Raw genomic sequence first — 24,192 nt, 5'->3', positions numbered from 1 at the left:
ATTAAATCACCTGATTATAAAAAAACGCTCAACTGAGCGCTTTCTATATACCTAATAATTGTTTTTTCTTTGCTTGAAACTTTTCTTCAGTAATAATTCCTTGGTCTCACAACTCTTTATACTTAAGAATTTCATCATCCATTTTCTGTTCCTTTTCACATTCCCAAAAGGTACACCTTTTGAAGTGATTCTAATTAAAATCATACTTCAATTAAATAAATTACATTTATATATATTAAATTGGGCACAAATCATTCTTTTCCGGTTTAATGATAGAAATCCCCAAACATATTAGACATATATAATATGTTTGGGGAGGCATTTTAAAACGTTTTTTACAAATTTGGTCTTGATAAGTAGGAACTAGTTTTCTACTTTTTGAGGAACATAAACATTACTACCAGGTTTCGCTTTCATTTCGTTCCAAGCAGCAATCGCATCAGCTTTTGCTTTCCCTTTATTATTTGGATCTTCGAAAAAGTCACGAGTAAAGCGATTGTATTCAAATTGTGCACCGATAGTTGTTTTGTATGCAGGGTCTTTTTTTCGTTTGTTTTCTTCATGCCAAAAAGCTACCGCGTCTTCATATGTTTTTCCAACATTGTCTTTAAAAAACTTTTGAAGAGCTACTGTAAAGCGGAAGTTTGCTCCGATTTTTTCTTTGAAAAAAGCACGAACCTCTTCGCTACAGCGGTGATTGTTAGTAATAATCGTTTGAAGAGAAAGGTCTTTATAGGATAGGGAAGCTTTACTCACCTTTTGAACAGAGCTGTTTTTTAATATTTTACCAGTAGTTAAATAATGTGAGATACGCTCGGTTATCTCGATCTTAGAGCCACTAGCTGGCAACCTATTCTCACGACAAAATGTTTGGAGTTCTGCTTTTAACCAATAATAGTTTTGGAAATCTTCAAGTTGTATAGACTTTGTTAAAGGTGGACGCATGAATGTAACAACTACTTTCTTCCATAATTTTCTTTAATTATAAAACGTATGTTCTTTTTATGGAAGGGTTAATTTGTAAATATAATGGGAAGAGGAGATTACATATGGAAAATGTAATGCAAGTTCGTGTTACGGGAATTTTAATTGAAGGTGAAAAATTATTGCTAGTAAAGCAAAAAGTTGCTAATAGGAATTGGTCTTTACCTGGAGGAAGAGTGGAGAATGGCGAAACGTTAGAGGAAGCAATGATTCGAGAAATGAGAGAAGAGACAGGGTTAGAAGTTAACATTCAGAAGCTACTCTATGTTTGTGATAAACCAGATACTCGCCCGTCTTTATTACATATAACGTTTTTGCTTAAAAGGATTGAAGGTGAAATTATGCTACCTTCTAACGAGTTTGATCATAATCCAATTCATGATGTGCAAATGGTGCCGATTAAAGATTTAAGTCATTATGGTTTTTCGGAAACTTTTATCAATCTTATAAGTGAAGGTTTTGTAAATGCAGGGAGTTATCAAGGTTTGAAACAAAATATAGGTCTGTAAATATAGGGGAAGGATAGCCTTTCGCTATCCTTCATAACATGTTTTAAACTGCTGACTGTAAAGAAGAAACAAGCTGATTTAAAAATTCATCTCCACTCATAATTGCTTTCCCGCCACCGCGGGCACTCTTTTTATTTCCGCCACCTTTTCCTTCGATTGTAGGAAGAGCATCTTTTAAAAGAGCATTCATATCGAGCGATACTGATTTTCCGCAAGCGAGAATACATTGTAGTTTGTCATCATTTTCGATGACGAAATACGTAATTGCATGCTCTTGTTGTTCTGTAATAATAGCGGAAAGCTTTGCGATTTCTTGCATAGAACGATTTGTAAATACTTTAGAAATAAGTATGCCGGCATGTATTTCCGTAGGGTGTTGAAGTAGTTCATTTGCCTCTGCAAATAATAATTTTTCATTCATTGTTTGTATTGTTTTTTCGTTTTCTTTTTGAGAAGTAAGCAGTTGCGCCACTTTTGCTGGAATATCAGTTTCGCTACTGTTTAATTGTTTAGAAACATTTTTCATAATTTGTTGCTGTTGTTCCATTAATTTAAGTGTACGCCAACCAGCGATAAACGTTAAGCGTATACCACCTTTATTGCGCTCCCATCCTAGTACTTGAATAGGACCAACTTCACCAGTTCGTTTCGGATGCGTTCCACCACAGCCGTTGTAGTCAAAGTTTTCGATCATAACAACGCGTATATTTTCTGTCATAGTCGGTTCTTTACGAAGGGGCAACCTTTTCGCTTCTTCTAAGTTCATCCACTGGATGCGGATTGGATGGTTTTCAAAAACAATTTTGTTTGCAATTTGTATTGCTTTTTCAACCGTTTCTGCATGAAGATTTTCTGTTTCTAAATCAATTGTTACTGTTTCTTTACCAAGATGGAATCCAATTGTAGGCATGTTAAAATGGTCCCAAAAAGCAGCAGATAAAATGTGCTGAGCTGCATGTTGTTGCATATGATCAAAACGGCGCTCCCAATTGATTTTACCTTCTACGTCTTCTGTATGTAATTGTTCTGCAATGTAGTGACGAATTTCTCCGTTTATCTCTTCTACATTGATTACATTGATATCATTTAATGTACCAGTATCATATGGTTGTCCGCCACCTGTCGGATAAAATGCTGTTTCATTCAAAACAACGTATAAGTTACCGTCTTTATCATAATCTTGCTTTATAATTTTAGTAGTAAAGTCTTGCTTATAAGCGTCAGTGTAATATAATTTGTGCTCCAATTTTCTTTCTCCTCTCGCATTAACTAGTTTCATTGTAAAGCAATTGAAATTAGTTTCCTAATATTTCAGAAGAAAGAAACTATTTTTAGAATTTTCTTGCTATAATAAGAAAAAGAAAATGCGGGGGTGGAATGAATATGTTATATGAAAACGGCGTAGATAAACTGCTTAGTTTAAGCAGAAATATTTCTGAATTATATCGAGAATTAAATGAAATGACCCGGATTTTAACGGATTGTAATCGAGAAAGTGTGAAGTTTGATCGGTTATATGTAAAAGAGTTACTTTGGAAGAAAGAAGATGTAATAGAGAAATATGACCAGCTACTTGTACAACTTTGTATTAACGAATGCTTTGATCTAAAAAGTGTCATTACAGGGGAATATAAGTATACATATGAAGAAGTAGAAAACATAGTTTTACAATTTAATGAAAAGTATAATGTCGCAATCTTAATTAAAGATGTGTGTAAAGAATTACAGTTCACATATGGAATTGATATGGACATAACGAGAACAACTCGGGTATCAACAGCTCAAGTATAGAAAAAGGAAAAGAAAGCAGATCCTTTGCTTTCTTTTTTTTGTGAAAATAGAGAGAGTAGGTTTAACGATGAAGGGGAAGCTACAGCATATTCATCCGCTTGGAATGAGTATTATTTTAGGGACATTGTTTGCTAGGTTTGCAACTTCAATGAGTATCCCTTTTTTAGCGATTTATTTAACGACTGTTAAAGGTGTATCAGCTGGAATGACTGGTGCTATTATCGGAACGAGTGCACTTGTTGGTGTTTTTGCTAGTTTTATCGGAGGGAATTTATCAGATCGATTTGGCCGGAAAACAATTATGCTCTGGTCCATGATCGTTTGGATTTTTGTGTTTATAGGTTTTTCACTTGCGGATCATGTTTTAAGTTTCTTTTTATTAAACGCTTTAAATGGATTATGTAGGTCGTTTTTTGAGCCAACATCAAGAGCATTATTATCAGATTTAACAAAGCCTGAGTATCGGTTACTCGTCTATAACTTACGATACGGTGCAATAAATGTTGGAGTTGCTATTGGACCAATTGTTGGATTACAGATTGGAAGTGCAAAATCAACAATTCCTTTTTTAGTAGCAGCTGGGGTATATATTCTATATACAGCTATATTAGCGTTCCAATTTAAGAAGTATCCAATGGAAAAAAAGAAAGTGAGTACAGAAAAACCTGTTACAATGTTAAATGCAATGCGTATATTGCGAAAAGATATAGTATTTTTAGTTGCTTTAGTCGGTATTATTTTGAGTAATTGCGGTTTTTCACATTTAACGACGACAGTATCTCAATATTTTGCAAATGCACATATATTTGAGGATGGGGTGAAGCTATTCTCATATATGCTCGCTTTAAATGCAATTGTTGTAGTGATTATCCAATACCCTGTTATTCAAATGTGCAAAAAGTATACACCGTTAACATCCATTATGGTTGGGACTTTATTTGTGAGCGGGGGATTATTTGGCTTTGGAATAGTAGAATCTATGCTAGGTGCTGCCGTTTGTACAATTATTTTTACAATTGGAGAAGTCTTAATGTTTTCGATGACGGATGTATTTATTGATGATATTGCTGTTGCGCATCTAAAAGGAACATACTTCGGTGCGATGGGTTTCTCGGGAATTGGAGCAGTAATAGGTCCGTGGTTTGGAGGAGTACTTCTCGATTACTACGGGTACCAAAATGGGTTTGCAGTATTTTCAGCACTAGCTATATTTTCAACTGTGGCATTTCCTGTGCTTTTAGTTACAAAAGGTTTATCGAAAAAAAGATATGATAGAAATTCTAATATAGAAATGCATGCGAAATAACATAAGCCCCAGTAACCAACTGGGGCTTAGTGTGTATTATATTAACTCTTAATTTGAAAAAAGAACTTTCTTTTCATGCTTATCAGCAACTTCATTTTTGGAAATATGAATGGCTAAATATCCATTTTCTAAGCAGGCTAGCATCTTCTTATAAATAATATTATCGGGTAAAGGAATGATCCGCTGTAAAGAAATATTATTATGAAGTATGCAAATGGTTAGGCCTGTCTTCATCTTTTTAATGACTACATTTTGTTCAGTTACATTTGGTACATCTGTTTCCAAAATGTATTCTTGTTCCGTTTCGCAAAGATCAATATGAATTTGATTTGGGAAACTAAAGTTACTACAAGAGTCAGAACAAAATTGATCCATCCATTCTTCGAAACCATCAACATGAAAAAGACAATCCTTCTTTTTCTTGCCCATGTAAGACACCCTCCGTAAAATCTCAATTCATACTATGTTATGCATGAATGAATTAGGGGTGAAGAATAAATGGAAAAATATAAACATTGTATGTGGAAAAGATAGCTAGTGTGCACTTTTTGTTTTACATATCATGATGCGCATGATGTTTTTGGCGTGAATGGTTACGGTTTTTTACTTTATGAGATCCGCTTAATGGTTCAGGTTGTCCTTTTTTTTCTTTCGCTTCACGATTGTTTTTTCCCATTGTATGTGACACCTCCTCTTCCTCTTTAGAATGAGAGAAGTTTGCAAATTTATACGAGAATGTTTTTAGAAAAAAAGGTAAAGATAAATGGGACTAACTATTATGGAAAGGGGATTATATAATGCCATATCATAAAGATAAACAACAAGCGTTTCAAGCAGCTCAGCAAGGTGTTACACAAGCAGAAAATGCATTTAACAACATTGTAAAAAATGATCCAAACTACGGTCATGATTTAAAAGAATTACGCCAAGAGGTTCAGGAAGCGTATGAACAAATTCAAAATGCACTAGAGGTAGCTTCAGAAACACAACGTCCACAACTTGAGCAATATGAAAATAATCTCCAAAATATAATGCGAAATGTAGATCGATTAGAAAAGTAAATGAGGTTGTTGTTTATTCGACAACCTTGCTGCTTTAGTAAACGTTATGCTAAAACAGAAAATTTTTCTATTAGTTTTTTCTTTGCTATGTGCAGTACATATATTTCAAGTGGAAAAAGTGGAAGCGAAAATGTTGCTTAGAAAAGAGTTAGAACCAACTGGTTATGTAACATGGGAAGTACCTAATAATGAAAAAATTATTGCAATTACATTTGATGATGGACCAGATCCAACGTATACACCACAAGTTTTAGATTTATTACGTCAATATAAGGCTGAAGCGACATTTTTTATGATTGGATTTCGAGTTCAGCGCAATCCATATTTAGTGAAACAAGTGTTAAAAGAGGGACATGAAATTGGAAATCATACGATGAATCATTTGTATGCGAGTAATTCATCAGATGAAAAATTAGAAAATGATATTTTAGATGGAAAGAAATTTTTTGAAAAATGGGTGAAAGAACCTTTGTTATTCCGTCCTCCTGGCGGATATATTAACGACGCTGTATTTAAAACAGCGAAAGAAGCTGGTTATCAAACTGTTCTATGGTCGTGGCATCAAGATCCACGTGATTGGGCAAATCCAGGGGTTGAATCCATTGTAAATCATGTAGTGAAAAATGCTAAAAGTGGCGATATTGTATTGTTACATGATGGAGGAAATGATCGTAGTCAAACGGTAGCGGCACTAGCAAAAATTTTACCTGAGCTGAAAAAGCAGGGCTATCGATTTGTAACGGTTTCGGAATTACTACGTTATAAACATTAGAAAAAATCCCAAAAGGAAAATAGACCTTTTGGGATTTTTCTTTACTGGTTCTTTTTACGTTTCTTATTATTTTGTCGCTCTGCTGGAGTTAAAGGCTCGTTTGCAAATTCTTCATTGTAACCAGTTCCTTGTCCTTGTGCAGATGCAGCATTCATTCCTGAAATAGTATGATTTGCTTTTCTTTTACCCATTTTATTTCACCTCTATAACATTTTTTGTATGTTGAATGATGAGCAGTTCATAGTATGTATGAACTGTAAGTAAACCGCTGATAGAGCACTTTACTTTATGATAATAGTATTCATAAGGAGTATGAAAGCTATTCAAATTTAGAAACATAAAGAAAACTTATGATAATCTATAAGTTTCTTATTATTTACTTATTTAGAAAGTTGTAATAAGATATTATCGTAAGGTATTGAAAAGTTTGTCTACATTTTATATTCAGACAACTTAGTCACGTTTAACAGGGGGGAAACATAATGGTCAAACATAATCCATTTCAATCACGTGCAACTTTTGAAGTAGATGGAAAAACGTATCATTATTATGATTTGAAAGCGCTTGAAAATGCAGGGGTTGGCAACGTATCTCAATTACCATATTCCGTGAAAGTTTTACTTGAATCAGTACTTCGTCAAGTAGACGGACGTGTAATCACAGAAGAGCATGTTACAAATTTAGCGAAATGGGGAACGAAAGATGTTCAAGATATCGATGTTCCATTTAAACCATCTCGTGTAATTTTACAAGATTTCACTGGTGTTCCAGCTGTTGTTGATTTGGCTTCGCTTCGTAAAGCAATGGCAGACATGGGCGGAGATCCTGACAAAATTAATCCTGAAATTACTGTAGACCTTGTAATTGACCACTCTGTACAGGTTGATAGAGCGGGTACGGCAGACGCGCTTGCATTCAACATGGACTTAGAGTTTAAACGTAATGAAGAACGTTATAAATTTTTAAGCTGGGCACAAAAATCATTTGATAACTACCGTGCGGTTCCACCAGCTACAGGTATTGTACACCAAGTAAACCTTGAATATTTAGCACCAGTTGTTCATGCTGTGAAAAATGCTGAAGGTGACTTAGTTGCATACCCAGATTCATTAGTTGGAACAGACTCACATACAACAATGATTAACGGTATCGGCGTTCTTGGATGGGGCGTTGGTGGTATTGAAGCAGAAGCAGGAATGCTTGGACAGCCTTCATACTTCCCAGTACCTGAAGTAATCGGTGTGAAATTAACTGGTACACTTCCAAGTGGTACTACAGCGACAGACGTTGCATTAAAAGTAACACAAGTATTACGTCAAAAAGGTGTAGTTGGTAAATTTGTTGAGTTCTTCGGTAATGGACTAAAGAGCATGCCTTTAGCTGACCGTGCAACAATTTCAAATATGGCACCAGAATACGGCGCAACTTGTGGATTCTTCCCAATCGATGATATTTCATTAGAATACTTACGTTTAACAGGTAGAGATGAAGAACAAATTCGCGTTGTTGAAGAATACTGTAAAGCGAACGGTTTATTCTATACAGCAGACAGTAAAGATCCAATCTATACTGATCTTGTTGAAATTGATTTAAATACAATTGAATCTAACCTTTCTGGACCGAAACGCCCACAAGATTTAATTCCACTTTCAGATATGAAAGATGCGTTCCACAAAGCTGTTGTAGCACCAGTTGGAACACAAGGACTTGGATTTAATGAGCAAGAGTTCGATAAAGAAGTGAAGGTTACATTAGAAGATAAAGAAGTAACGATGAAAACAGGTGCAATTGCAATCGCAGCAATTACAAGCTGTACAAATACATCAAACCCATACGTATTAATTGGAGCAGGTCTAGTTGCGAAGAAAGCAATTGAAAAAGGACTTGTAGTACCTGAGTATGTAAAAACATCATTAGCACCAGGATCTAAAGTTGTTACAGAGTACTTAGATAAGTCTGGTTTAACAACATATTTAGATCAATTAGGTTTCCAAACAGTTGGTTACGGCTGTACGACTTGTATCGGTAACTCTGGTCCATTAGCGCCAGAATTAGAAGAAGCAATCGCAGCAAACGACTTACTAGTAACATCTGTTTTATCTGGTAACCGTAACTTTGAAGGTCGTATTCATCCACTTGTAAAAGCAAACTACTTAGCATCACCACCACTTGTTGTGGCATATGCACTTGCAGGTACTGTTGATATTGACCTGAAAAATGATGAAATCGGTAAAGATGCAAATGGCAATGCTGTTTACTTCAACGATATTTGGCCATCAGCTAAAGAAATTGAAGATGTAGTTCAAAGCGTTGTTACATCTGAACTGTTCAAGAAAGAATATGCACAAGTATTTAACAGCAATGAGCGTTGGAATGAAATCCAAACTTCAAACGAAGCTTTATATACTTGGGATAATGATTCAACATACATTCAAAACCCACCATTCTTTGAAGGTTTATCTAAAGAACCAGGTGAAGTTGAAACGTTATCAGGCTTACGTGTAGTTGGTAAATTTGGTGACTCTGTAACGACAGACCACATTTCACCAGCAGGTTCAATCGGTAAGCACACACCAGCTGGACGTTACTTATTAGAAAACGGCGTACAACCAGTTGACTTTAACTCTTACGGTTCTCGTCGTGGTAACCATGAAGTTATGATGCGTGGTACATTCGCGAACATCCGTATTAAAAACCAAATTGCACCAGGAACAGAAGGCGGATATACAACATACTGGCCGACTGGTGAAGTAACATCAATCTATGATGCTGCTATGAAATATAAAGAAGATGGCACAGGTCTTCTAGTTGTTGCTGGTAAAGATTATGGTATGGGAAGTTCTCGTGACTGGGCTGCGAAAGGTACTAACTTATTAGGTATTAAAGCAGTAATCGCAGAAAGCTTCGAACGTATTCACCGCAGTAACTTAGTGTTAATGGGTGTATTACCACTTCAATTTAAAGATGGCGAAAGTGCTGAAACGTTAGGTCTTGTTGGTAACGAGTCATTTGAAATTCAAATCGACAAATCAGTTAGACCACGTGATCTTGTAAAAGTAGTTGCAACTGATTTAGATGGCAACGAAAAACAATTTGAAGTAGTAGCTCGTTTCGATAGTGAAGTTGAAATTGATTACTACCGTCACGGTGGTATTCTGCAAATGGTTCTTCGTGAGAAAATTGAAGAATCAAAAGTGTCGAACTAAATAATTGAAATGAACAATAAGGAAGCTAACAATAGTTAGCTTCCTTATTTTATGGAAAGGGATGAAACCATTTGGTTTCATCCCTTTCTTTTTACTATAAAAATGGAGGAAACGTCATGACAGAGTATAAAAGAATATTGTTGCCGTTACGACAAGAGAAAATATTAGTAATAGCAGCTGTATGTAGTGGGATAATTGCTGCCATTTTAAACTTATCACGCCCAATTTTCATGGGATTAATTGTAGACAATCTTATTCAAAGAGAGCTAAAAGGTGCGTATTTATATATAGCTTTGTTTGCGGGTAGTCGCTTTTTAATGTGGGCGAACAATCTTTTATTTGATTATATAAGTTCAAAAGCGAGTCAACGTATATTACAAACGAAACGTATAGAATTATTGCGTCACTATTTCTCATTACCGTTTGAAGAGAGTGAGAAGATTAAGCAAGGAGAGTTAGAAACTTTGGTCGTGTCTGATATTCCGAACTGGGTCAGATTATATGGCTCTATATTAATAGAATATATACATGCTATTGCCCAATTTATTGGAGCTTTCATAGCACTACAACATATAGATATACAGTTTATATTGTGGGTAACTCCGTTTTTATTTTTAAGTACAATTGTTCCAATACTGATGGGAGAAAAGGTAAGAGATATTGCAAGCGTTGCTCAAAAAAATCACTCAAGTGTTGTAGAGATGGTGTCACAGTTTGTAAAGGGGATACAAGATTTGCGGAGTTTACAAAAAGAAAAATGGGCAATTCGCTTATTTAAAAGAGTAACGGCACAATCGTATAAATCGGAAGTAAAGAAGACGATGATGCAACATTGTATTGGAGTAGTTGGAACGGTGATTGAAACAGGAGCATATATCCTTGTTCTCATTATAGGTGCACAAAAAATAATGAGGGGAGAAATAGAAGTTGGTTCACTCATTGCAGTGTTAGCGACAATTGAGATGCTCTTTTTCCCTGTCCGTTATGTGGGCGATTTATTAATAATGACACAAGTTGCAGTCGCTTCGGCAAATAGAACTTTTTGCTTTTTAAATAAACGAGCAGCAGATAACAATGTAGAAAGAGCGATGGGTATCAGGATAACAAATGTTTCATTTCAGGAGAATGACGAAGAGAAATGCAGAATTCATAATATTGATTTGCAAATTCGTCCTGGTGAACTCGTTATTATTGCGGGAGAAAGCGGTGCAGGAAAAACAACGCTTTTAAAGTTAATAACGGGCTTGTATAAACCATCTAACGGTAGCATTGCTTATTATGGTAATGAAGCTCGTATGACTACAGTTTGGCAAGAACCACGTTTTTTCCGAACGACGGTAACAGAGAATATGTATTTCGGGGAAGAGTGTTTAGAAAATCAGTTAGAAAAAAATAGTGAACTTATAAATGTAACGCCGATTATTAGAGGGTTACCTGAAGGGAGTCAAACTGTGCTACATAAAAGCGGTGAAGAGTTTTCAGGAGGCGAAAGAAAACGTCTTGCATTATTACGAGCAATTGGTTCAAATCCGAATCTTATTATTTTAGATGAACCGACTGCGGGGTTAGATCCGAGTAATCAAGAAACTGTTTGGAATATGATTGAAGGACTGGGAATAGATGTAACGAGAATTGTGGCAACACATGATGTAGAGAAAGTGATACTAGCGGATCGTGTTGTCATAATGAGAGAAGGAAGTATTGTTGCATGTGGAAGTCCTGAAAAATTAATAAATAGTCATTCATTTTGAAAGAGATGTGAATAAAGATAAGAGCAGTGCCCTTATCTTTATTCAACATCATTTATTTGATATTGGATAGATTCTGAATGATTTAGATCTACGTTAAAAGTAGCAGTCATAAGGAAAGTTGCAATTCCAAGGATTAAGAAAAGGACGAATGAGATTAGAGAGATGTAAAGACAAATACGCCCTACTTTCTTTTTTTCAAGATCGTTACTAAAGAGTGAAATGATCCATGTAATAATACCGATTGGGTATAAAAGAAAACTAAGAATATATAATGTTATTTTTTCGAATGAATTCATAAAAAATCCCCCTTTTGTTGAAGTTTATATAACTACGAAAGTAAAAAGGTGAATGGGCCCATAAGAAGATAAACAACACTTCATCTGTTTTTCTAATTATATGATAAAAAGGAAAAGATTACACTTCAAATGAGAATATTCTAATTATTTCGACTCTGAATATTTCCAAGCTTGTCCGTATAAGCTAAAATAAGGTATATAGTATTTTGATGAATGTGTTAAAAGAAGATAATACGTTAGGGTGATATAAAATGTGGCGGAAGCTTACGATTATTGTAGTGTTACTTTGTTTAGCGGGATATGCAGCTTATGAACAGTTTGGTAATAAAGAGCAGGCGGTAAAAGTGAAGCAAGAAAAAAGTGAAGCTGCGATGAAAGAGATTATCGCAAGGAATGGTATTGAAATAGGGAAGAGTGCGCCAGACTTCGAATTAACGAAGTTAGATGGAACGAATGTAAAGCTATCAGATTTAAAAGGAAAGAAAGTGATTTTAAACTTTTGGGCAACGTGGTGTGGACCTTGCCAACAAGAAATGCCTGATATGGAGGCTTTCTATAAAGAACATAAAGAGAACGTAGAAATTTTAGCGGTCAATTATACGCCTTCAGAAAAAGGTGGGGGGGAAGAGAAGGTAAGCAATTTTATTAAAGAAAAAGGAATTACTTTTCCTGTTTTATTGGACAAGAACATTGATGTGACAACAGCGTATAAAGTAATTACGATTCCAACTTCGTATTTTATAGATACAAAAGGTGTCATTCAAGATAAGTTTATTGGGCCGATGACACAAAAAGAGATGGAGAAAAGAGTTGCTAAATTAAAATAATGGTGAAAAGGTAGAGGTGGAGAGTTCCCATTTCTGCCTTTTCTTTTTCAAGTAGTAATCACTTCATGATATGATGTAAGAAATATAACCGTTTAGAGATAAAGGAGTGTATGGAGTGGGGAATGTATCCTTACCGTTAGATTATGTTGTAATTGATTTTGAAACAACAGGATTTAACCCTTATAATGATAAAATTATTCAAGTTGCAGCAGTGAAATATCGTAATCATGAATTAGTAGATCAATTTGTTTCATACGTGAATCCAGAGCGGCCAATTCCGGACCGAATAACGAGTTTAACAGGTATTACTAATTATCGCGTTTCAGATGCACCGACGATTGAAGAAGTGTTACCTTTATTTTTAGCATTTTTACATACAAATGTTATTGTGGCCCATAATGCTTCTTTTGATATGCGCTTTTTGAAAAGTAATGTAAATATGCTTGGGTTGCCTGAACCTAAAAATAAAGTAATTGATACTGTATTTTTAGCGAAGAAATACATGAAGCATGCGCCTAATCATAAACTTGAAACGTTAAAACGAATGCTTGGAATTCGTTTAAGCTCTCATAATGCATTTGACGATTGCATTACGTGTGCTGCTGTTTATCAAAAGTGTGTAGCTATTGAAGAAGAAGGGAAACGAAAAGTAAATAAGGCTATGCTTGATGAAACTGCGGTATATGAAGCGGTGAAAGAAATACTTGCATGTAATAAACGGAATGTAGAATGGCTACGTTGTATGAACGTAGGAAGTTATTTAGATATAAAAGCTTTTTATCCAGTTATGAGAGTAAAGGTAAAAGGGCGAAAGAAATATGTATTAACAGAGATATTAGAAGAAGATGTGAAAGAAATATGTACAAGCTTAAAATGTGAACCAGCGTTAAAAAGTGAAGTTGGTAATACGAGAATTATGCTTAATAGCTTAGAGGATGTTATGAGATTAGAAAGTTATATTTTAGAACAGTATGATTTTGTATTACAGGCGCTTCATGATTATAAAGAAAATGAAATGAATGCAGATGAAAAGTTGAAAGAGTATTTAAATATTATGGTATGAAAAACTCCGTGTGCAATATATTGTACACGGAGTTTTTTTAGGAGTACTAAAACATAAAATTTTCTTGCAAATCTGATTAAAGAGTTTTTTGTTTGCTCATACTATGTAATAAGAAAGCGAAGGAGAGAGGGTGAACAACATGAGAAGAAGTCGCCGTAAATCGTTTGAAGAACTTGTAAATGAAAATAAACAACAATTATTAAGCGATCGTGAGGCAATTGATCGCATTGAAGAGCGCATTGAAAAACGTTATGAAATGAAACTTTTTAAGCAAGCTGAATAATTCTTAACACTAGTACGATACTAGTGTTAAGGAGGCGATAGTAATGGGTAATCCGAAAAAAAATTCAAAAGACTTTGCACCGAATCATATTGGAACACAATCAAAAAAAGCTGGTGGAAATAAAGGAAAGCAAATGCAAGATCAAACAGGTAAACAACCGATTGTTGATAATGGTTAAAGAAAAGGAGAATATTACATTCTCCTTTTTTATGTATAAATTTGAGGAAAGATAGGTAATTTAAGATGGTGTGTATATACAATATTAGGAGGGAAGTACATGCCAAATCCAGATAATCGAAGTGACAACGCTGAAAAGTTACAAGAAATGGTGCAAAATACAGTTGATAACTTTAATGAAGCAAAAGAAACAGCGGAACTTTCTAATGAAAAAGATCGTGCTGCTATTGAAGCAAAAAATCAAAGACGTTTAGAAAGTATTGACTCATTAAAAAGTGAAATCAAAGATGAATCTTAACAAAATGTACAAAAAGGGCTGACTTTTGTCAGCCCTTTTTCGTAATCGTAAAGTTTTCAACAAGTAAACGCCAATTTTGTGGGAATGGTAAACCGATTTTCCAGTAACTAATACCACCTATACCTTGTTCTTTCATTAAATTGAATTTACTTTGAACAGACCGTGAATCTTCAAACCAAACTTCGTGTTGCACGCCGTTTTCATCAAAATAATTAAAATGAGGAGCTTGGGCTGTGAAATCATAACGAATAGGGACATTATATTTACGAGCTAGTGCAACAGCTGCGACAGAGCTAATTGCTTTTGCGGGTGGATTTCCTTGTTTAAATGGAAGCTTCCAATCAAACCCGTATAAATTTTGCCCCATCATAATTTTTTGGGGAGGCATTTGAGATTTTGCATATTGAAGTACTTCTTTCACCGGACCGATAGGAGAAATCGCCATCGGTGGCCCGCCCTGCCATCCCCAGTCATATGTCATAATGACGACGAAATCAACAATTTGCCCTTGCGCTTTATAATCGTGAGCTTCGAAAAATTTTCCCTTTTGATTTGAACTTGTTTTCGGTACGAGAGTTGTGCTCAATGTGTACCCGCTAGGTAAGCGTGTTTTTACATTTCGTAAAAAACGATTATACGCTTCGCGGTCTTCAGGTGCTACACTCTCGAAATCGAAATGAATGTCTCGCATGCCATATTTCTCAGCTGTTTGCAAAATGTTTGTAATAAATTTGTTTTGAATCGTTGCGTCGCGTAAAATAACCGATGTTAGATCGGCACTGAAATTACCATTTTCAATATTTGTAATAACGAGCATAGGGATTGTTTTACCTTGCGTTGCAATATTAGCGATTTTAGCTGTTTCAGTAGGTTCTTTTAATGTGCCATCTCTTTTTGCCTCAAAACTAAAATAAGCTAAGTATGTTAAAAATGGATTGATGGCACGTGTAGCATTAACTAAACTCTCTTTAATCGGTATAGTTGAAGGCTGTAAATAAGCAATGGATTCTACAGCCCGTTTTGTACCTTTTGGTACATATAATTGTTGTCCGACATGGAGAATAGATTTTAAAGATAAATTATTAACTTTAGCTAAACTAGCGAGGGGGACATTATATGTTTGAGAAATTCGATATAGGCTGTCACCAGGCTGTACATAATAATTATTCCCTTTCGTATTAACGATAAGTGCCTGACCAACAACGAGCGTTTCAGCTGGATTTAATCCATTGTCTTTTACTATTTCGTCAGGTGTTGATCCATATTTTGATGCCAAGCTATATACGCTATCACCACTACGAACCGTTACAATTTGAATCATATGCTGGCTCCTTTCGGGAAAAGATTCACTATTTTTATTTTATTTTTGATGTCACTGTATTATGATTAAATGTATGCAAGGTAGCAGAAGTGAAAGAAGGGAAGAAACAGTTAGTGTATATCTACAAAAATATATAATTAGTGATAAAATATTTGTAGATGAAAAATTGTCGCCGGAGTAAAGTAGTTTCATGGGATGAAAAATATGAAAGTATATTCAATTGGTGATTTTGCAAAAAAAGGCAGGTAGGATAGAACAAACTAGTTGCCATCTTCAAGGGAAAATAAGCTAAGAAGATGGTTAAGGGGTTGCTGGAAAATGATGCTTGCGAAGAAAGTGAGAATCAAGCCGAATAAAGGACAAGAATTGCAACTTTGGAAATCTGTTGGTACGGCAAGATGGGCTTATAATTGGACACTGGCGAAGCAAGAAGAGAATTACAAGAATGGCGGAAAGTTCATATCAGACGTTTTTTTACGGAAAGAATTAACTGTATTAAAGCAGACTGAAGAATATGCTTGGTTGTACGATGTTTCAAATAATATAGCCAAACAAGCGATTAAAGATGCTTGTGAAGCATATAAGCGATTTTTCAAGGGACTGGCTGATAAACCACGATTCAAAAGCAGAAGGAAAGCAAAACTCTCTTTTTACAATGATAATGTCAAGTTAAAAGTAAAAGAAAAACAAGTTTTGATTGAGAAAGTTGGTTGGGTAAAAACATCCGAAAAGTTACCTGTAGGGGTTAAGTACTCTAATCCACGCGTTAGCTTTGACGGTAAGTATTGGTATTTGTCTGTCGGTATTGAACAGGAGTTTACAAAAGAGAAGTTAACGGCTGTTTCGTTAGGAATAGATATTGGAATCAAAGAATTAGCATATTGTTCTGATGGGCAGAGGAAGAACAATATCAACAAAACAAAAATGGTAAGACAGGTAGAGAAACGCCTTCGTAGGTTGCAACGTCAAGTTTCTCGTAAATATGAAATGAATAAGGAGGGAAACCGTTTTGTCAAAACAAGCAACATTATAAAAATCGAGAAAGAGATACGACAACTACATAGACGGTTATCAAATATCAGAAAGAATCATCTTCATCAATCCACGAGCGAAATTGTGAAAACCAAGCCATTTCGCATTGTGATGGAGACGTTGCATATGAAAGGTCTGATGAAGAATAGATATCTAGCTAAAGCGATTGCGAAGCAGTGTTTATATGAGTTCAAAAGACAAATTCAATACAAGTGTGAAAAATATGGTATTGAATTTGTAGAAGCTGATACATGGTATCCTTCTTCAAAAATGTGTTCCAGTTGTGGAAGCATTAACAAAGAACTAAAACTTTCTGACCGTGTATACAAATGCACTTGTGGTCACGAAATGGATAGGGATTTAAATGCGGCTATCAATTTGTCACGGTATGAATTAGCCAGTTAACATCTAAAAAAGTTACGGCTAATATGTAGGATTCGTTGTATCCGAATTTACGCCCTCGGAGTGTTACATCAAACGAAAGTAGCTTCTGTGAAATCGGACACGTAGAACAGGGAAATAAACAAAATTTATAGATTTTTATAAGTTTATGGCAACGGCGAATACATATGTTTGTAGCAGAACATGAAGTTGAAATCCGTTATGCAGAAACAGATCAAATGGGTGTTGTTTACCATTCAAACTACTTAGTGTGGCTTGAGCTAGGTCGCACGAAACTTATACAAGATTTAGGTTTTTCATATGTTGAAATGGAGAAAGAAGGAATTATTTCTCCTGTGTTAGATTTACAAATTTCATACCGTAAAGCGATGCGTTACGGAGAAAAAGCAATCGTAAAAACATGGGTAGATACTGTGAGCCCACTTCGCGTTGTATATGGATATGAAATATATAATGGGGATGGTGAACTGTGTATTACTGCAAGCACAACGAATATTTGTGCGAAAAAAGAAGGGTTCCGCCCTGTATCATTTAAAAAGTTATATCCTGAGTGGTATGCGAAATATGAGGAAATTAAGAAAAAATAAAAAAGCGTGGCAGAAGCCACGTTTTTTTATTTTTCATAATTAAATTGTGGGAAGTCGTCACCTTCGTTAAGTGTAACAGATAAATTATGTCCATCGAAGAACCATTCATCATCGCCTTCAATAAAGAAATTAATACCTTCTTCTTGAATTTGAACAGCAGGATGTGCAGGATCATCTTTACGAATACCTAAAGAAAGTCCTTTTTGCACAGTACTGCAACCACCGTATTGTACGAAAAAGCGTAGTGTTTCATTTGATTGTAAGTTTAATTCAGTTTTATACCATTGTGCTGCTTCTTTTGTTACGGAAAGATTCATGTATAGTTCCTCCAAATTATGTTGCTTTTTCTTTAGTATAAAAAATAACGCAAAAAGACGCTATTAATATGCTTCACGTTTTCTTTTTGCGTTATGTGGGTTACGATCTTATTTTTGCTTTTTTGAAAAGTTTGCTTTTGGTTCAGTTTTATTTATAATTCGTCCGATATTTGCACGGTGTTTATAAATAACCATACCTGCTAATAAACACATCGCAATAATGAAGATTTTATCCCCGCTAACAATGGATGCAATAACAGCAACAACTGCTGTTACCATAGAAGAAAGTGATACGTATCTTGTTGTAAATAAAAGGGTGAAAAATACAACAGCCAATATTGCAAAAACAACTGGTGAATAGCATAATAGCACCCCAGCAGAAGTTGCAACTGCTTTACCACCGCGGAATTTCGCGAAGACTGGATAGACATGTCCAAGAACAGCCGCTAACCCGAACCATAGTGGATGAATATCTAATCCGAAAATCATTGGTAGACTTGTTGCTAATGTCCCTTTTAAAATGTCAGCAATTGTAACGGTAAAACCTGCTTTTTTCCCTAATGTGCGGAATGTGTTTGTTCCGCCTAGATTACCGCTCCCGTGCTCACGAATATCGATTCCGTAGCCGATTTTTCCAACAACTAGTGCAAATGGAATCGAGCCAAGTAAGTAGGCAACGATAAATAAAAGATATGTAGTAACCATAAGTTCAGTCTCCTTTATTCAAATGTGTTGATAAAGGGTAAAAAGAGTTTTTCCCGTATATTGTACCATACATTTGTAAAGAGCACATTTCTTTTTTGTAAATGAAAAATTCATTATTTCGTGAAAAAAATTTCACAGTAATGTTACATTTCTCACAGAAACAGTAAGACTATATGTAGTAACATTTTAATCAAAAGATAACAACATATTGGTGGAGGGTTATAAATGTTACAAAATAATACACGTGGAGAAGAAGAATTAATGAAAGTGTTTGAGACAATAGTCCACGGCAATGAACAAGATTTGATGCAAGAAAATGCAAATGTAGACGGCCGCTCTCCAATGGGCGTAATGGGAACGTTCGCATCTGAGAGTGCAAAATATTATGCTGTTGAGAATTTATTGTCAGATCAAGTGAAAAAAGCGATAAATGAAAATATATTATATCCACATGATTTAGATTTTTATGCAACAGGAACGACGACTTGTTCACAAATTCCGTTAGCGCAAATGCTTGCTAATGGTTTTCATACTGGACATGGACATATGAGACAACCGCAAGACATTAAAAGTGCATTGGCTCTTTCGTCTATTATTTTTCAAGCGAATCAAAATATGCAGCATGGTGGTCAATCGTTTGCACTCTTTGATATTGATTTAGCACCTTATGTACGAAAAACAATTGAGAGACATAAAAAACGATTACAATCATATCCGCTTACGAAAGAACAAATAGAAGAATTTGCATGGAAAGAAACGGAAAATGATACGTATCAAGCGTGTGAGGCTTTCGTTCATAATTCGAATAGTATGCATAGTAGGGGCGGAGGACAAGTACCGTTTATTTCTATTAATTATGGAACAGATACATCAAAAGAAGGAAGAATGTTAATTAAACAACTATTAAAAGCGACACAAGCTGGACTTGGTAAAGGAGAGACACCGATTTTTCCGATTCAAATTTTCAAGATGAAAAAAGGTGTGAATTTTGAAGAAAGTGATCCGAACTACGATTTATTTGAATTAGCATTAGAGACAACCGCAGAGCGATTATTCCCTAACTTTTCATTTTTAGATGCTCCGTTTAATGCAGTGCATTATGATGGAAGACCAGAAAGTGAAGTATGTTACATGGGATGTCGTACCCGTGTTATGTCTAATATACATGGAGAAGAAACAGCGATTGGTAGAGGGAATTTATCATTTACGTCTATTAATTTAGTGAAATTAGCGTTAATTAGTGGTTCAAAAGAAGCGTTTTTTGAAGCGCTAAACTATTATTTAGATTTAGGAATTAAGCAGCTATTAGAAAGATATGCGTATCAATGTACGAAGCGAGCAAGAGATTTTCAGTTTTTATATTCACAAGGTGTATGGCGTGGTGGAGAAACGTTGCAGCCTGAAGACTCCGTAGCCTCGATTTTAAAACAAGGGACGTTAAGTATTGGTTTTATCGGTCTTGCGGAATGTTTAGTAGCTTTAACAGGAAAGCATCATGGGGAAGATGAAGAATCATGGAAACTTGGGTATGAAATTATTTCCTTTATGAGAGATAGAATGGATAAAGCGACAGAAGAACATCAACTGAATTTCTCAGTAATTGCAACTCCAGCAGAAGGATTATCAGGGAAGTTTGTGAAAAAAGATAGAGAAGAATTTGGCGTGATTAGCGGTATAACGAACCATAATTACTATACGAATTCATTCCATATTCCAGTTTATTATAACATTCAAGCGATAAATAAAATCCGTTTAGAAGGCCCGTTCCATGCTCTCTGTAATGGAGGACACATTACGTATATTGAACTAGACGGAGCAGCAATGCATAACAAAAAGGCATTAAAACAAATTGTACAAGCCATGGCAGAACATGGCGTTGGATACGGTTCAATTAATCATCCTGTTGACCGTTGTAAGTGCTGTAGTTATCACGGGGTTATTGGGAATGAATGTCCAAGTTGCGGGAATGAAGATGAGGCTAATATAGAAAGAATTCGCCGTATAACAGGCTATCTTGTAGGAGATATGTCGAAGTGGAATAGTGCGAAACGTAGTGAAGAGATAGATCGGGTGAAACATAAATGAAAGTGATGAATATTATTCATGATAGTGTAGTAGATGGAGAAGGGTTGCGGACAGTCGTGTTTTTTGCGGGCTGTCCGCATCGTTGCGTTGGTTGCCACAATCCGAAATCGTGGAATATTTGCAACGGAACGGAAATGACAGTAGAAGAAATTGTGAAAGAGATTGCAAGTAATCCATTAACTGATGTAACATTTTCAGGTGGAGATCCATTTTTTCAAGCTGCTGAAGTGAAAATGGTAGCAAAAATCGTGAAAGATTTGAAAAAAAACCTATGGATGTATACAGGTTATACGTTAGAAGAGATACAGAGTTCTCAAAATAATGATATGATAGAGTTGTTACATTATGGGGATGTTTTAGTCGATGGAAGGTTTGAAATTGAGGAAAAAGATTTAACACTTCCATTTCGCGGAAGCTCCAATCAACGTATTATTCGATTGAAAGAGTAAAAAGGCGGGATAGATTATATGAATAAAACAGTATTGCTTGTTGAAGATGAAAGAAGATTACGTGAAATTGTTAGTGATTATTTTCGTAATGAAGGCTTTGAAGTAATCGAAGCAGAAGATGGAAAAAAAGCGTTAGAGTTATTTGCAGAGCATGAAATTGATTTAATTATGTTAGATATTATGTTACCGGAAATAGATGGATGGTCTGTTTGTAGAAGAATTAGAAAAGAATCAGCAGTACCAATTATTATGTTGACAGCACGTTCGGATGAGGATGATACATTGCTAGGTTTCGAATTAGGTGCAGACGAGTATGTAACGAAACCATTTAGCCCGAAAGTATTAGTAGCTCGCGCAAAGACGTTATTGAAACGTGCGGATGGTGCGGTAGGAGTAGCGGAAGAAAATGCTATGTCTTTAGCTGGAATAGAAGTGAATCGTCTATCTAGAACTGTTTTAGTAGATGGAGAAGAAATTATATTGACACATAAAGAATTTGAACTTCTTGTGTATTTAATGGAGAACAAAGGAATTGTGTTATCACGTCAACATTTATTAGACCAGTTATGGGGATATGACTATTACGGTGATGACCGAACGGTTGATACCCATATTAAAAAACTTCGAAATAAGCTAGGAGATAAAGCGAAGCATATCGGTACTGTTATTCGAGTTGGTTATAAATTTGAAGAATAATCTAGAACGATTTGTGTAATTTAGCCTAGGGAAATGGTAATTTTATACTCTCTTTTGAAGGTAAAATGTACAAAAAATACTTTTTTTGTCTACAATGTTAGATAAGTGTATTTTTTTAATTGGATTTCACGATGAGTTCACAAGAAGGACACAAAACGTGACTATACTGAAAATACGAATTCACCAGAGAGGGGAAATAAAACATGGGATATTACGACGGACCAAATTTAAATGAAGAGCATAGTGAAACGAGAGAAGTGAGAAAATCAGGTAGTAAAAAAGGCTATTTCTTCACAGGTTTAGTGGGAGCTGTAGTCGGAGCGGTTTCGATTAGTTTTGCAGCACCATATATGCCATGGGCTCAAAATAATGGAGCGCCAGTATCATCATTTAGTTCGGATTCAAAAGTAGAAGGTACTGTAGTTCCTGTTGTAAATAAAGCGAAAAATGAAACTGATTTACCTGGTATGATTGAAGGGGCGAAAGATGTTGTTGTAGGTGTTATTAATATGCAACAAAGTGTTGATCCATTTGCAATGCAACCGACAGGTCAAGAACAACAAGCCGGTTCAGGATCAGGTGTTATTTATAAAAAAGCAGGGAATAAAGCATATATTGTAACAAACAACCACGTAGTAGATGGAGCAAATAAACTTGCTGTGAAGCTGAGCGACGGAAAGCAAGTTGATGCGAAATTAGTTGGTAAGGACCCTTGGTTAGACTTAGCAGTTGTTGAAATTGATGGATCTAATGTAAATAAAGTTGCCACTTTAGGTGATTCAAGTAAACTTCGTGCGGGTGAAAAAGCAATTGCAATCGGTAATCCACTTGGATTTGATGGAAGTGTAACGGAAGGTATAATCAGTAGTAAAGAACGCGAAATTCCGGTTGATATTGATGGGGATAAACGACCAGATTGGCAAGCACAAGTTATTCAAACGGATGCAGCGATTAATCCAGGTAATAGTGGTGGTGCATTATTTAACCAAAATGGTGAAATAATTGGGATTAATTCAAGTAAAATTGCACAACAAGAAGTTGAAGGAATTGGATTTGCTATTCCAATTAACATCGCAAAACCAGTTATTGAATCTCTTGAAAAAGATGGAGTAGTAAAACGTCCAGCTCTTGGAGTAGGTGTTGTTTCACTAGAAGATGTGCAAGCTTATGCAGTCAATCAATTGAAAGTACCGAAAGACGTAACAAACGGCGTTGTATTAGGTAAAATTTACCCAATATCACCAGCTGAAAAAGCTGGTTTAGAGCAATATGATATTGTAGTAGCATTAGATAATCAAAAAGTAGAGAATGCTCTTCAATTCCGCAAATATTTATATGAAAAGAAAAAAGTAGGCGAGAAAGTAGAAGTTACATTCTACCGTAACGGTCAAAAAATGACGAAATCGGCTACTTTAGCAGATAATTCAGCTACAAAGAATCAATAATCGAAATAAAAGAAAGTCTCTTTCATATTGAAAGAGACTTTCTTTATCGGCTATACTAAAGGAATAGGAGGGATTAATTATGACAATTGAAAACCCAACTCGTACGGAAATTGGTGAAGTGTTAAAGAAAAGCAAAACAATTGCGGTTGTTGGATTATCAGATAAGCCAGAACGTACATCGTATATGGTTTCAAAAGCAATGCAAGATGCTGGATACCGCATTATTCCAGTTAATCCAACAGTAGATGAGGTGCTCGGAGAAAAGGCAGTTTCTTCACTAAAGGATATTAAGGAACACGTTGACATTGTAAATGTATTTCGTCGCTCAGAGTTTTTAATGGATGTTGCAAAAGAATTTGTAGAGATTGATGCAGATGTTTTTTGGGCACAATTAGGAGTACAAGATGAGGATACATATAAACTTTTAAAAGAAAAAGACTATACTGTAATAATGGATCGTTGTATTAAAGTAGAACATGCGATGACAAAATAGTATAGATTTAAAAGTAGAAAGATTGATTCAGCCCTCATTATAGATAAGTAGGGCCGATGAACGAGGTGTTCATCATGAGATTTTTTAAAGGCTGTTTTTGGGGATTGTTATTTGTAATCCCATTTTGGATCTTGATCATTTGGATCATAATAAAGGTTTGGAATGTGTAATCTTGGAATACATATCCATTTCTCGTTGACAAACGATTATTTTTCTGAAATAGTAGCCTAGAGGAATCCTTGTGAGAAAACAAGGATTTTTCTATTGAAGATGGTATATAAAAGAGATAAGATAACTTGCCAAAACTATAGTCGAGGCGTTATTCTATAATAGAAA

At 35.3% G+C, this 24,192-nt stretch carries 28 protein-coding genes; 19 read left to right on the top strand and 9 right to left on the bottom strand.

Features of this window, described 5'->3' with window-relative positions:
- Positions 1–363: 363 nt before the first annotated feature.
- Positions 364–945: a DUF6434 domain-containing protein gene (locus BLT20_RS17425; RefSeq protein WP_001247726.1), complete on the bottom strand. Its 582-nt coding sequence runs from the start codon at positions 943–945 to the stop codon at positions 364–366.
- 104 nt (positions 946–1,049) lie between these two features.
- Between BLT20_RS17425 and BLT20_RS17420 the strand changes: the two genes are divergently transcribed.
- Entirely contained in the window at positions 1,050–1,493 is a 444-nt protein-coding gene (locus BLT20_RS17420; RefSeq protein WP_000432584.1) for an NUDIX hydrolase, read from the top strand.
- Positions 1,494–1,536: 43 nt separating this feature from the next.
- Here the strand turns inward: BLT20_RS17420 and BLT20_RS17415 are convergent, their stop codons facing one another.
- Positions 1,537–2,739: a serine-tRNA(Ala) deacylase AlaX gene (locus BLT20_RS17415; protein ID WP_000400372.1), complete on the bottom strand. Its 1,203-nt coding sequence runs from the start codon at positions 2,737–2,739 to the stop codon at positions 1,537–1,539.
- 137 nt (positions 2,740–2,876) lie between these two features.
- Here BLT20_RS17415 and BLT20_RS17410 point away from each other — a divergent pair, with 137 nt between their 5' ends.
- Entirely contained in the window at positions 2,877–3,284 is a 408-nt protein-coding gene (locus BLT20_RS17410) for a hypothetical protein (protein ID WP_000965149.1), read from the top strand.
- A gap of 67 nt (positions 3,285–3,351) precedes the next feature.
- On the top strand, positions 3,352–4,590 hold the full coding sequence (locus BLT20_RS17405) for an MDR family MFS transporter (RefSeq protein WP_000676812.1): 1,239 nt from the start codon (positions 3,352–3,354) through the stop codon (positions 4,588–4,590).
- Between the two features lie 48 nt (positions 4,591–4,638).
- Here BLT20_RS17405 and BLT20_RS17400 read toward each other — a convergent pair whose 3' ends face one another.
- Entirely contained in the window at positions 4,639–5,019 is a 381-nt protein-coding gene (locus tag BLT20_RS17400; RefSeq protein WP_000516748.1) for an Hsp20/alpha crystallin family protein, read from the bottom strand.
- A gap of 124 nt (positions 5,020–5,143) precedes the next feature.
- On the bottom strand, positions 5,144–5,266 hold the full coding sequence (locus BLT20_RS17395; protein ID WP_000517649.1) for a small acid-soluble spore protein P: 123 nt from the start codon (positions 5,264–5,266) through the stop codon (positions 5,144–5,146).
- A gap of 121 nt (positions 5,267–5,387) precedes the next feature.
- Here BLT20_RS17395 and BLT20_RS17390 point away from each other — a divergent pair, with 121 nt between their 5' ends.
- Both BLT20_RS17390 and pdaB read left to right on the top strand, forming a co-directional pair.
- Entirely contained in the window at positions 5,388–5,651 is a 264-nt protein-coding gene (locus BLT20_RS17390; protein WP_001146296.1) for a hypothetical protein, read from the top strand.
- Between the two features lie 46 nt (positions 5,652–5,697).
- A complete protein-coding gene (pdaB, locus tag BLT20_RS17385; protein ID WP_061665781.1) occupies positions 5,698–6,423 on the top strand; it encodes a polysaccharide deacetylase family sporulation protein PdaB in 726 nt (241 codons plus the stop codon).
- A 41-nt stretch (positions 6,424–6,464) separates the two neighbouring features.
- Here pdaB and sspO read toward each other — a convergent pair whose 3' ends face one another.
- On the bottom strand, positions 6,465–6,614 hold the full coding sequence (gene sspO, locus BLT20_RS17380) for an acid-soluble spore protein SspO (protein ID WP_000518057.1): 150 nt from the start codon (positions 6,612–6,614) through the stop codon (positions 6,465–6,467).
- Between the two features lie 291 nt (positions 6,615–6,905).
- Between sspO and acnA the strand changes: the two genes are divergently transcribed.
- Positions 6,906–9,629, top strand: a complete 2,724-nt coding sequence (gene acnA, locus BLT20_RS17375; protein ID WP_000238564.1) for an aconitate hydratase AcnA — start codon at positions 6,906–6,908, stop codon at positions 9,627–9,629.
- A gap of 116 nt (positions 9,630–9,745) precedes the next feature.
- Positions 9,746–11,380 (top strand): ABC transporter ATP-binding protein, encoded by a 1,635-nt coding sequence (locus BLT20_RS17370; RefSeq protein ID WP_000141520.1) that lies wholly within the window; start codon positions 9,746–9,748, stop codon positions 11,378–11,380.
- Positions 11,381–11,418: 38 nt separating this feature from the next.
- On the opposite strand, the gene BLT20_RS17365 is transcribed toward BLT20_RS17370, so the two are convergent.
- Entirely contained in the window at positions 11,419–11,676 is a 258-nt protein-coding gene (locus tag BLT20_RS17365) for a hypothetical protein (RefSeq protein ID WP_001083874.1), read from the bottom strand.
- Positions 11,677–11,927: 251 nt separating this feature from the next.
- On the opposite strand from BLT20_RS17365, the gene BLT20_RS17360 reads away from it, so the two are divergent.
- The 5 genes from BLT20_RS17360 (at position 11,928) to tlp (ending at position 14,324) form a co-directional block, all read left to right on the top strand.
- Entirely contained in the window at positions 11,928–12,503 is a 576-nt protein-coding gene (locus tag BLT20_RS17360) for a redoxin domain-containing protein (protein WP_000269085.1), read from the top strand.
- A 115-nt stretch (positions 12,504–12,618) separates the two neighbouring features.
- Positions 12,619–13,566, top strand: a complete 948-nt coding sequence (locus BLT20_RS17355) for a 3'-5' exonuclease (protein ID WP_000528764.1) — start codon at positions 12,619–12,621, stop codon at positions 13,564–13,566.
- A gap of 139 nt (positions 13,567–13,705) precedes the next feature.
- Positions 13,706–13,849, top strand: coding sequence for an FbpB family small basic protein (locus BLT20_RS17350; protein WP_001254703.1), 144 nt, complete (start codon positions 13,706–13,708; stop codon positions 13,847–13,849).
- A 43-nt stretch (positions 13,850–13,892) separates the two neighbouring features.
- The gene (gene sspN / locus BLT20_RS17345) at positions 13,893–14,027 is read left to right on the top strand and encodes an acid-soluble spore protein SspN (RefSeq protein ID WP_000527987.1); all 135 of its coding nucleotides are present in this window, start codon (positions 13,893–13,895) and stop codon (positions 14,025–14,027) included.
- Positions 14,028–14,126: 99 nt separating this feature from the next.
- Positions 14,127–14,324, top strand: coding sequence for a small acid-soluble spore protein Tlp (gene tlp, locus BLT20_RS17340; protein ID WP_001133511.1), 198 nt, complete (start codon positions 14,127–14,129; stop codon positions 14,322–14,324).
- Between the two features lie 28 nt (positions 14,325–14,352).
- On the opposite strand, the gene BLT20_RS17335 is transcribed toward tlp, so the two are convergent.
- A complete protein-coding gene (locus BLT20_RS17335) occupies positions 14,353–15,645 on the bottom strand; it encodes a glycoside hydrolase family 18 protein (protein WP_000614855.1) in 1,293 nt (430 codons plus the stop codon).
- Positions 15,646–15,963: 318 nt separating this feature from the next.
- Between BLT20_RS17335 and BLT20_RS17330 the strand changes: the two genes are divergently transcribed.
- Positions 15,964–17,082: an RNA-guided endonuclease InsQ/TnpB family protein gene (locus BLT20_RS17330; RefSeq protein WP_000978856.1), complete on the top strand. Its 1,119-nt coding sequence runs from the start codon at positions 15,964–15,966 to the stop codon at positions 17,080–17,082.
- Positions 17,083–17,246: 164 nt separating this feature from the next.
- Positions 17,247–17,666, top strand: coding sequence for an acyl-CoA thioesterase (locus BLT20_RS17325; protein ID WP_000495812.1), 420 nt, complete (start codon positions 17,247–17,249; stop codon positions 17,664–17,666).
- Between the two features lie 26 nt (positions 17,667–17,692).
- Here BLT20_RS17325 and BLT20_RS17320 read toward each other — a convergent pair whose 3' ends face one another.
- Both BLT20_RS17320 and plsY read right to left on the bottom strand, forming a co-directional pair.
- Complete coding sequence (locus tag BLT20_RS17320) at positions 17,693–17,983, bottom strand: HesB/YadR/YfhF family protein (RefSeq protein ID WP_001054455.1); 291 nt, start codon at positions 17,981–17,983, stop codon at positions 17,693–17,695.
- Between the two features lie 108 nt (positions 17,984–18,091).
- Positions 18,092–18,688: a glycerol-3-phosphate 1-O-acyltransferase PlsY gene (gene plsY / locus BLT20_RS17315; RefSeq protein ID WP_000258976.1), complete on the bottom strand. Its 597-nt coding sequence runs from the start codon at positions 18,686–18,688 to the stop codon at positions 18,092–18,094.
- A 225-nt stretch (positions 18,689–18,913) separates the two neighbouring features.
- Between plsY and BLT20_RS17310 the strand changes: the two genes are divergently transcribed.
- From BLT20_RS17310 to BLT20_RS17290, 5 genes are all read left to right on the top strand, one after another.
- Positions 18,914–20,773, top strand: a complete 1,860-nt coding sequence (locus BLT20_RS17310) for an anaerobic ribonucleoside triphosphate reductase (protein WP_000940071.1) — start codon at positions 18,914–18,916, stop codon at positions 20,771–20,773.
- Entirely contained in the window at positions 20,770–21,222 is a 453-nt protein-coding gene (gene nrdG, locus BLT20_RS17305) for an anaerobic ribonucleoside-triphosphate reductase activating protein (RefSeq protein WP_000867081.1), read from the top strand. The genes BLT20_RS17310 and nrdG overlap by 4 nt, the downstream gene beginning before the upstream one ends.
- An 18-nt stretch (positions 21,223–21,240) precedes the next feature.
- Positions 21,241–21,918, top strand: coding sequence for a response regulator transcription factor (locus BLT20_RS17300; protein WP_001044679.1), 678 nt, complete (start codon positions 21,241–21,243; stop codon positions 21,916–21,918).
- 203 nt (positions 21,919–22,121) lie between these two features.
- Complete coding sequence (locus BLT20_RS17295) at positions 22,122–23,363, top strand: S1C family serine protease (protein ID WP_000542645.1); 1,242 nt, start codon at positions 22,122–22,124, stop codon at positions 23,361–23,363.
- Between the two features lie 79 nt (positions 23,364–23,442).
- Positions 23,443–23,856, top strand: coding sequence for a CoA-binding protein (locus tag BLT20_RS17290; protein ID WP_000151390.1), 414 nt, complete (start codon positions 23,443–23,445; stop codon positions 23,854–23,856).
- Positions 23,857–24,192: the final 336 nt, after the last annotated feature.

The sequence above is a fragment of the Bacillus sp. cl96 genome (assembly GCF_900100505.1).
Lineage (GTDB): Bacteria > Bacillota > Bacilli > Bacillales > Bacillaceae_G > Bacillus_A > Bacillus_A cereus.
This window is presented reverse-complemented; position numbering and strand designations above follow the sequence as displayed.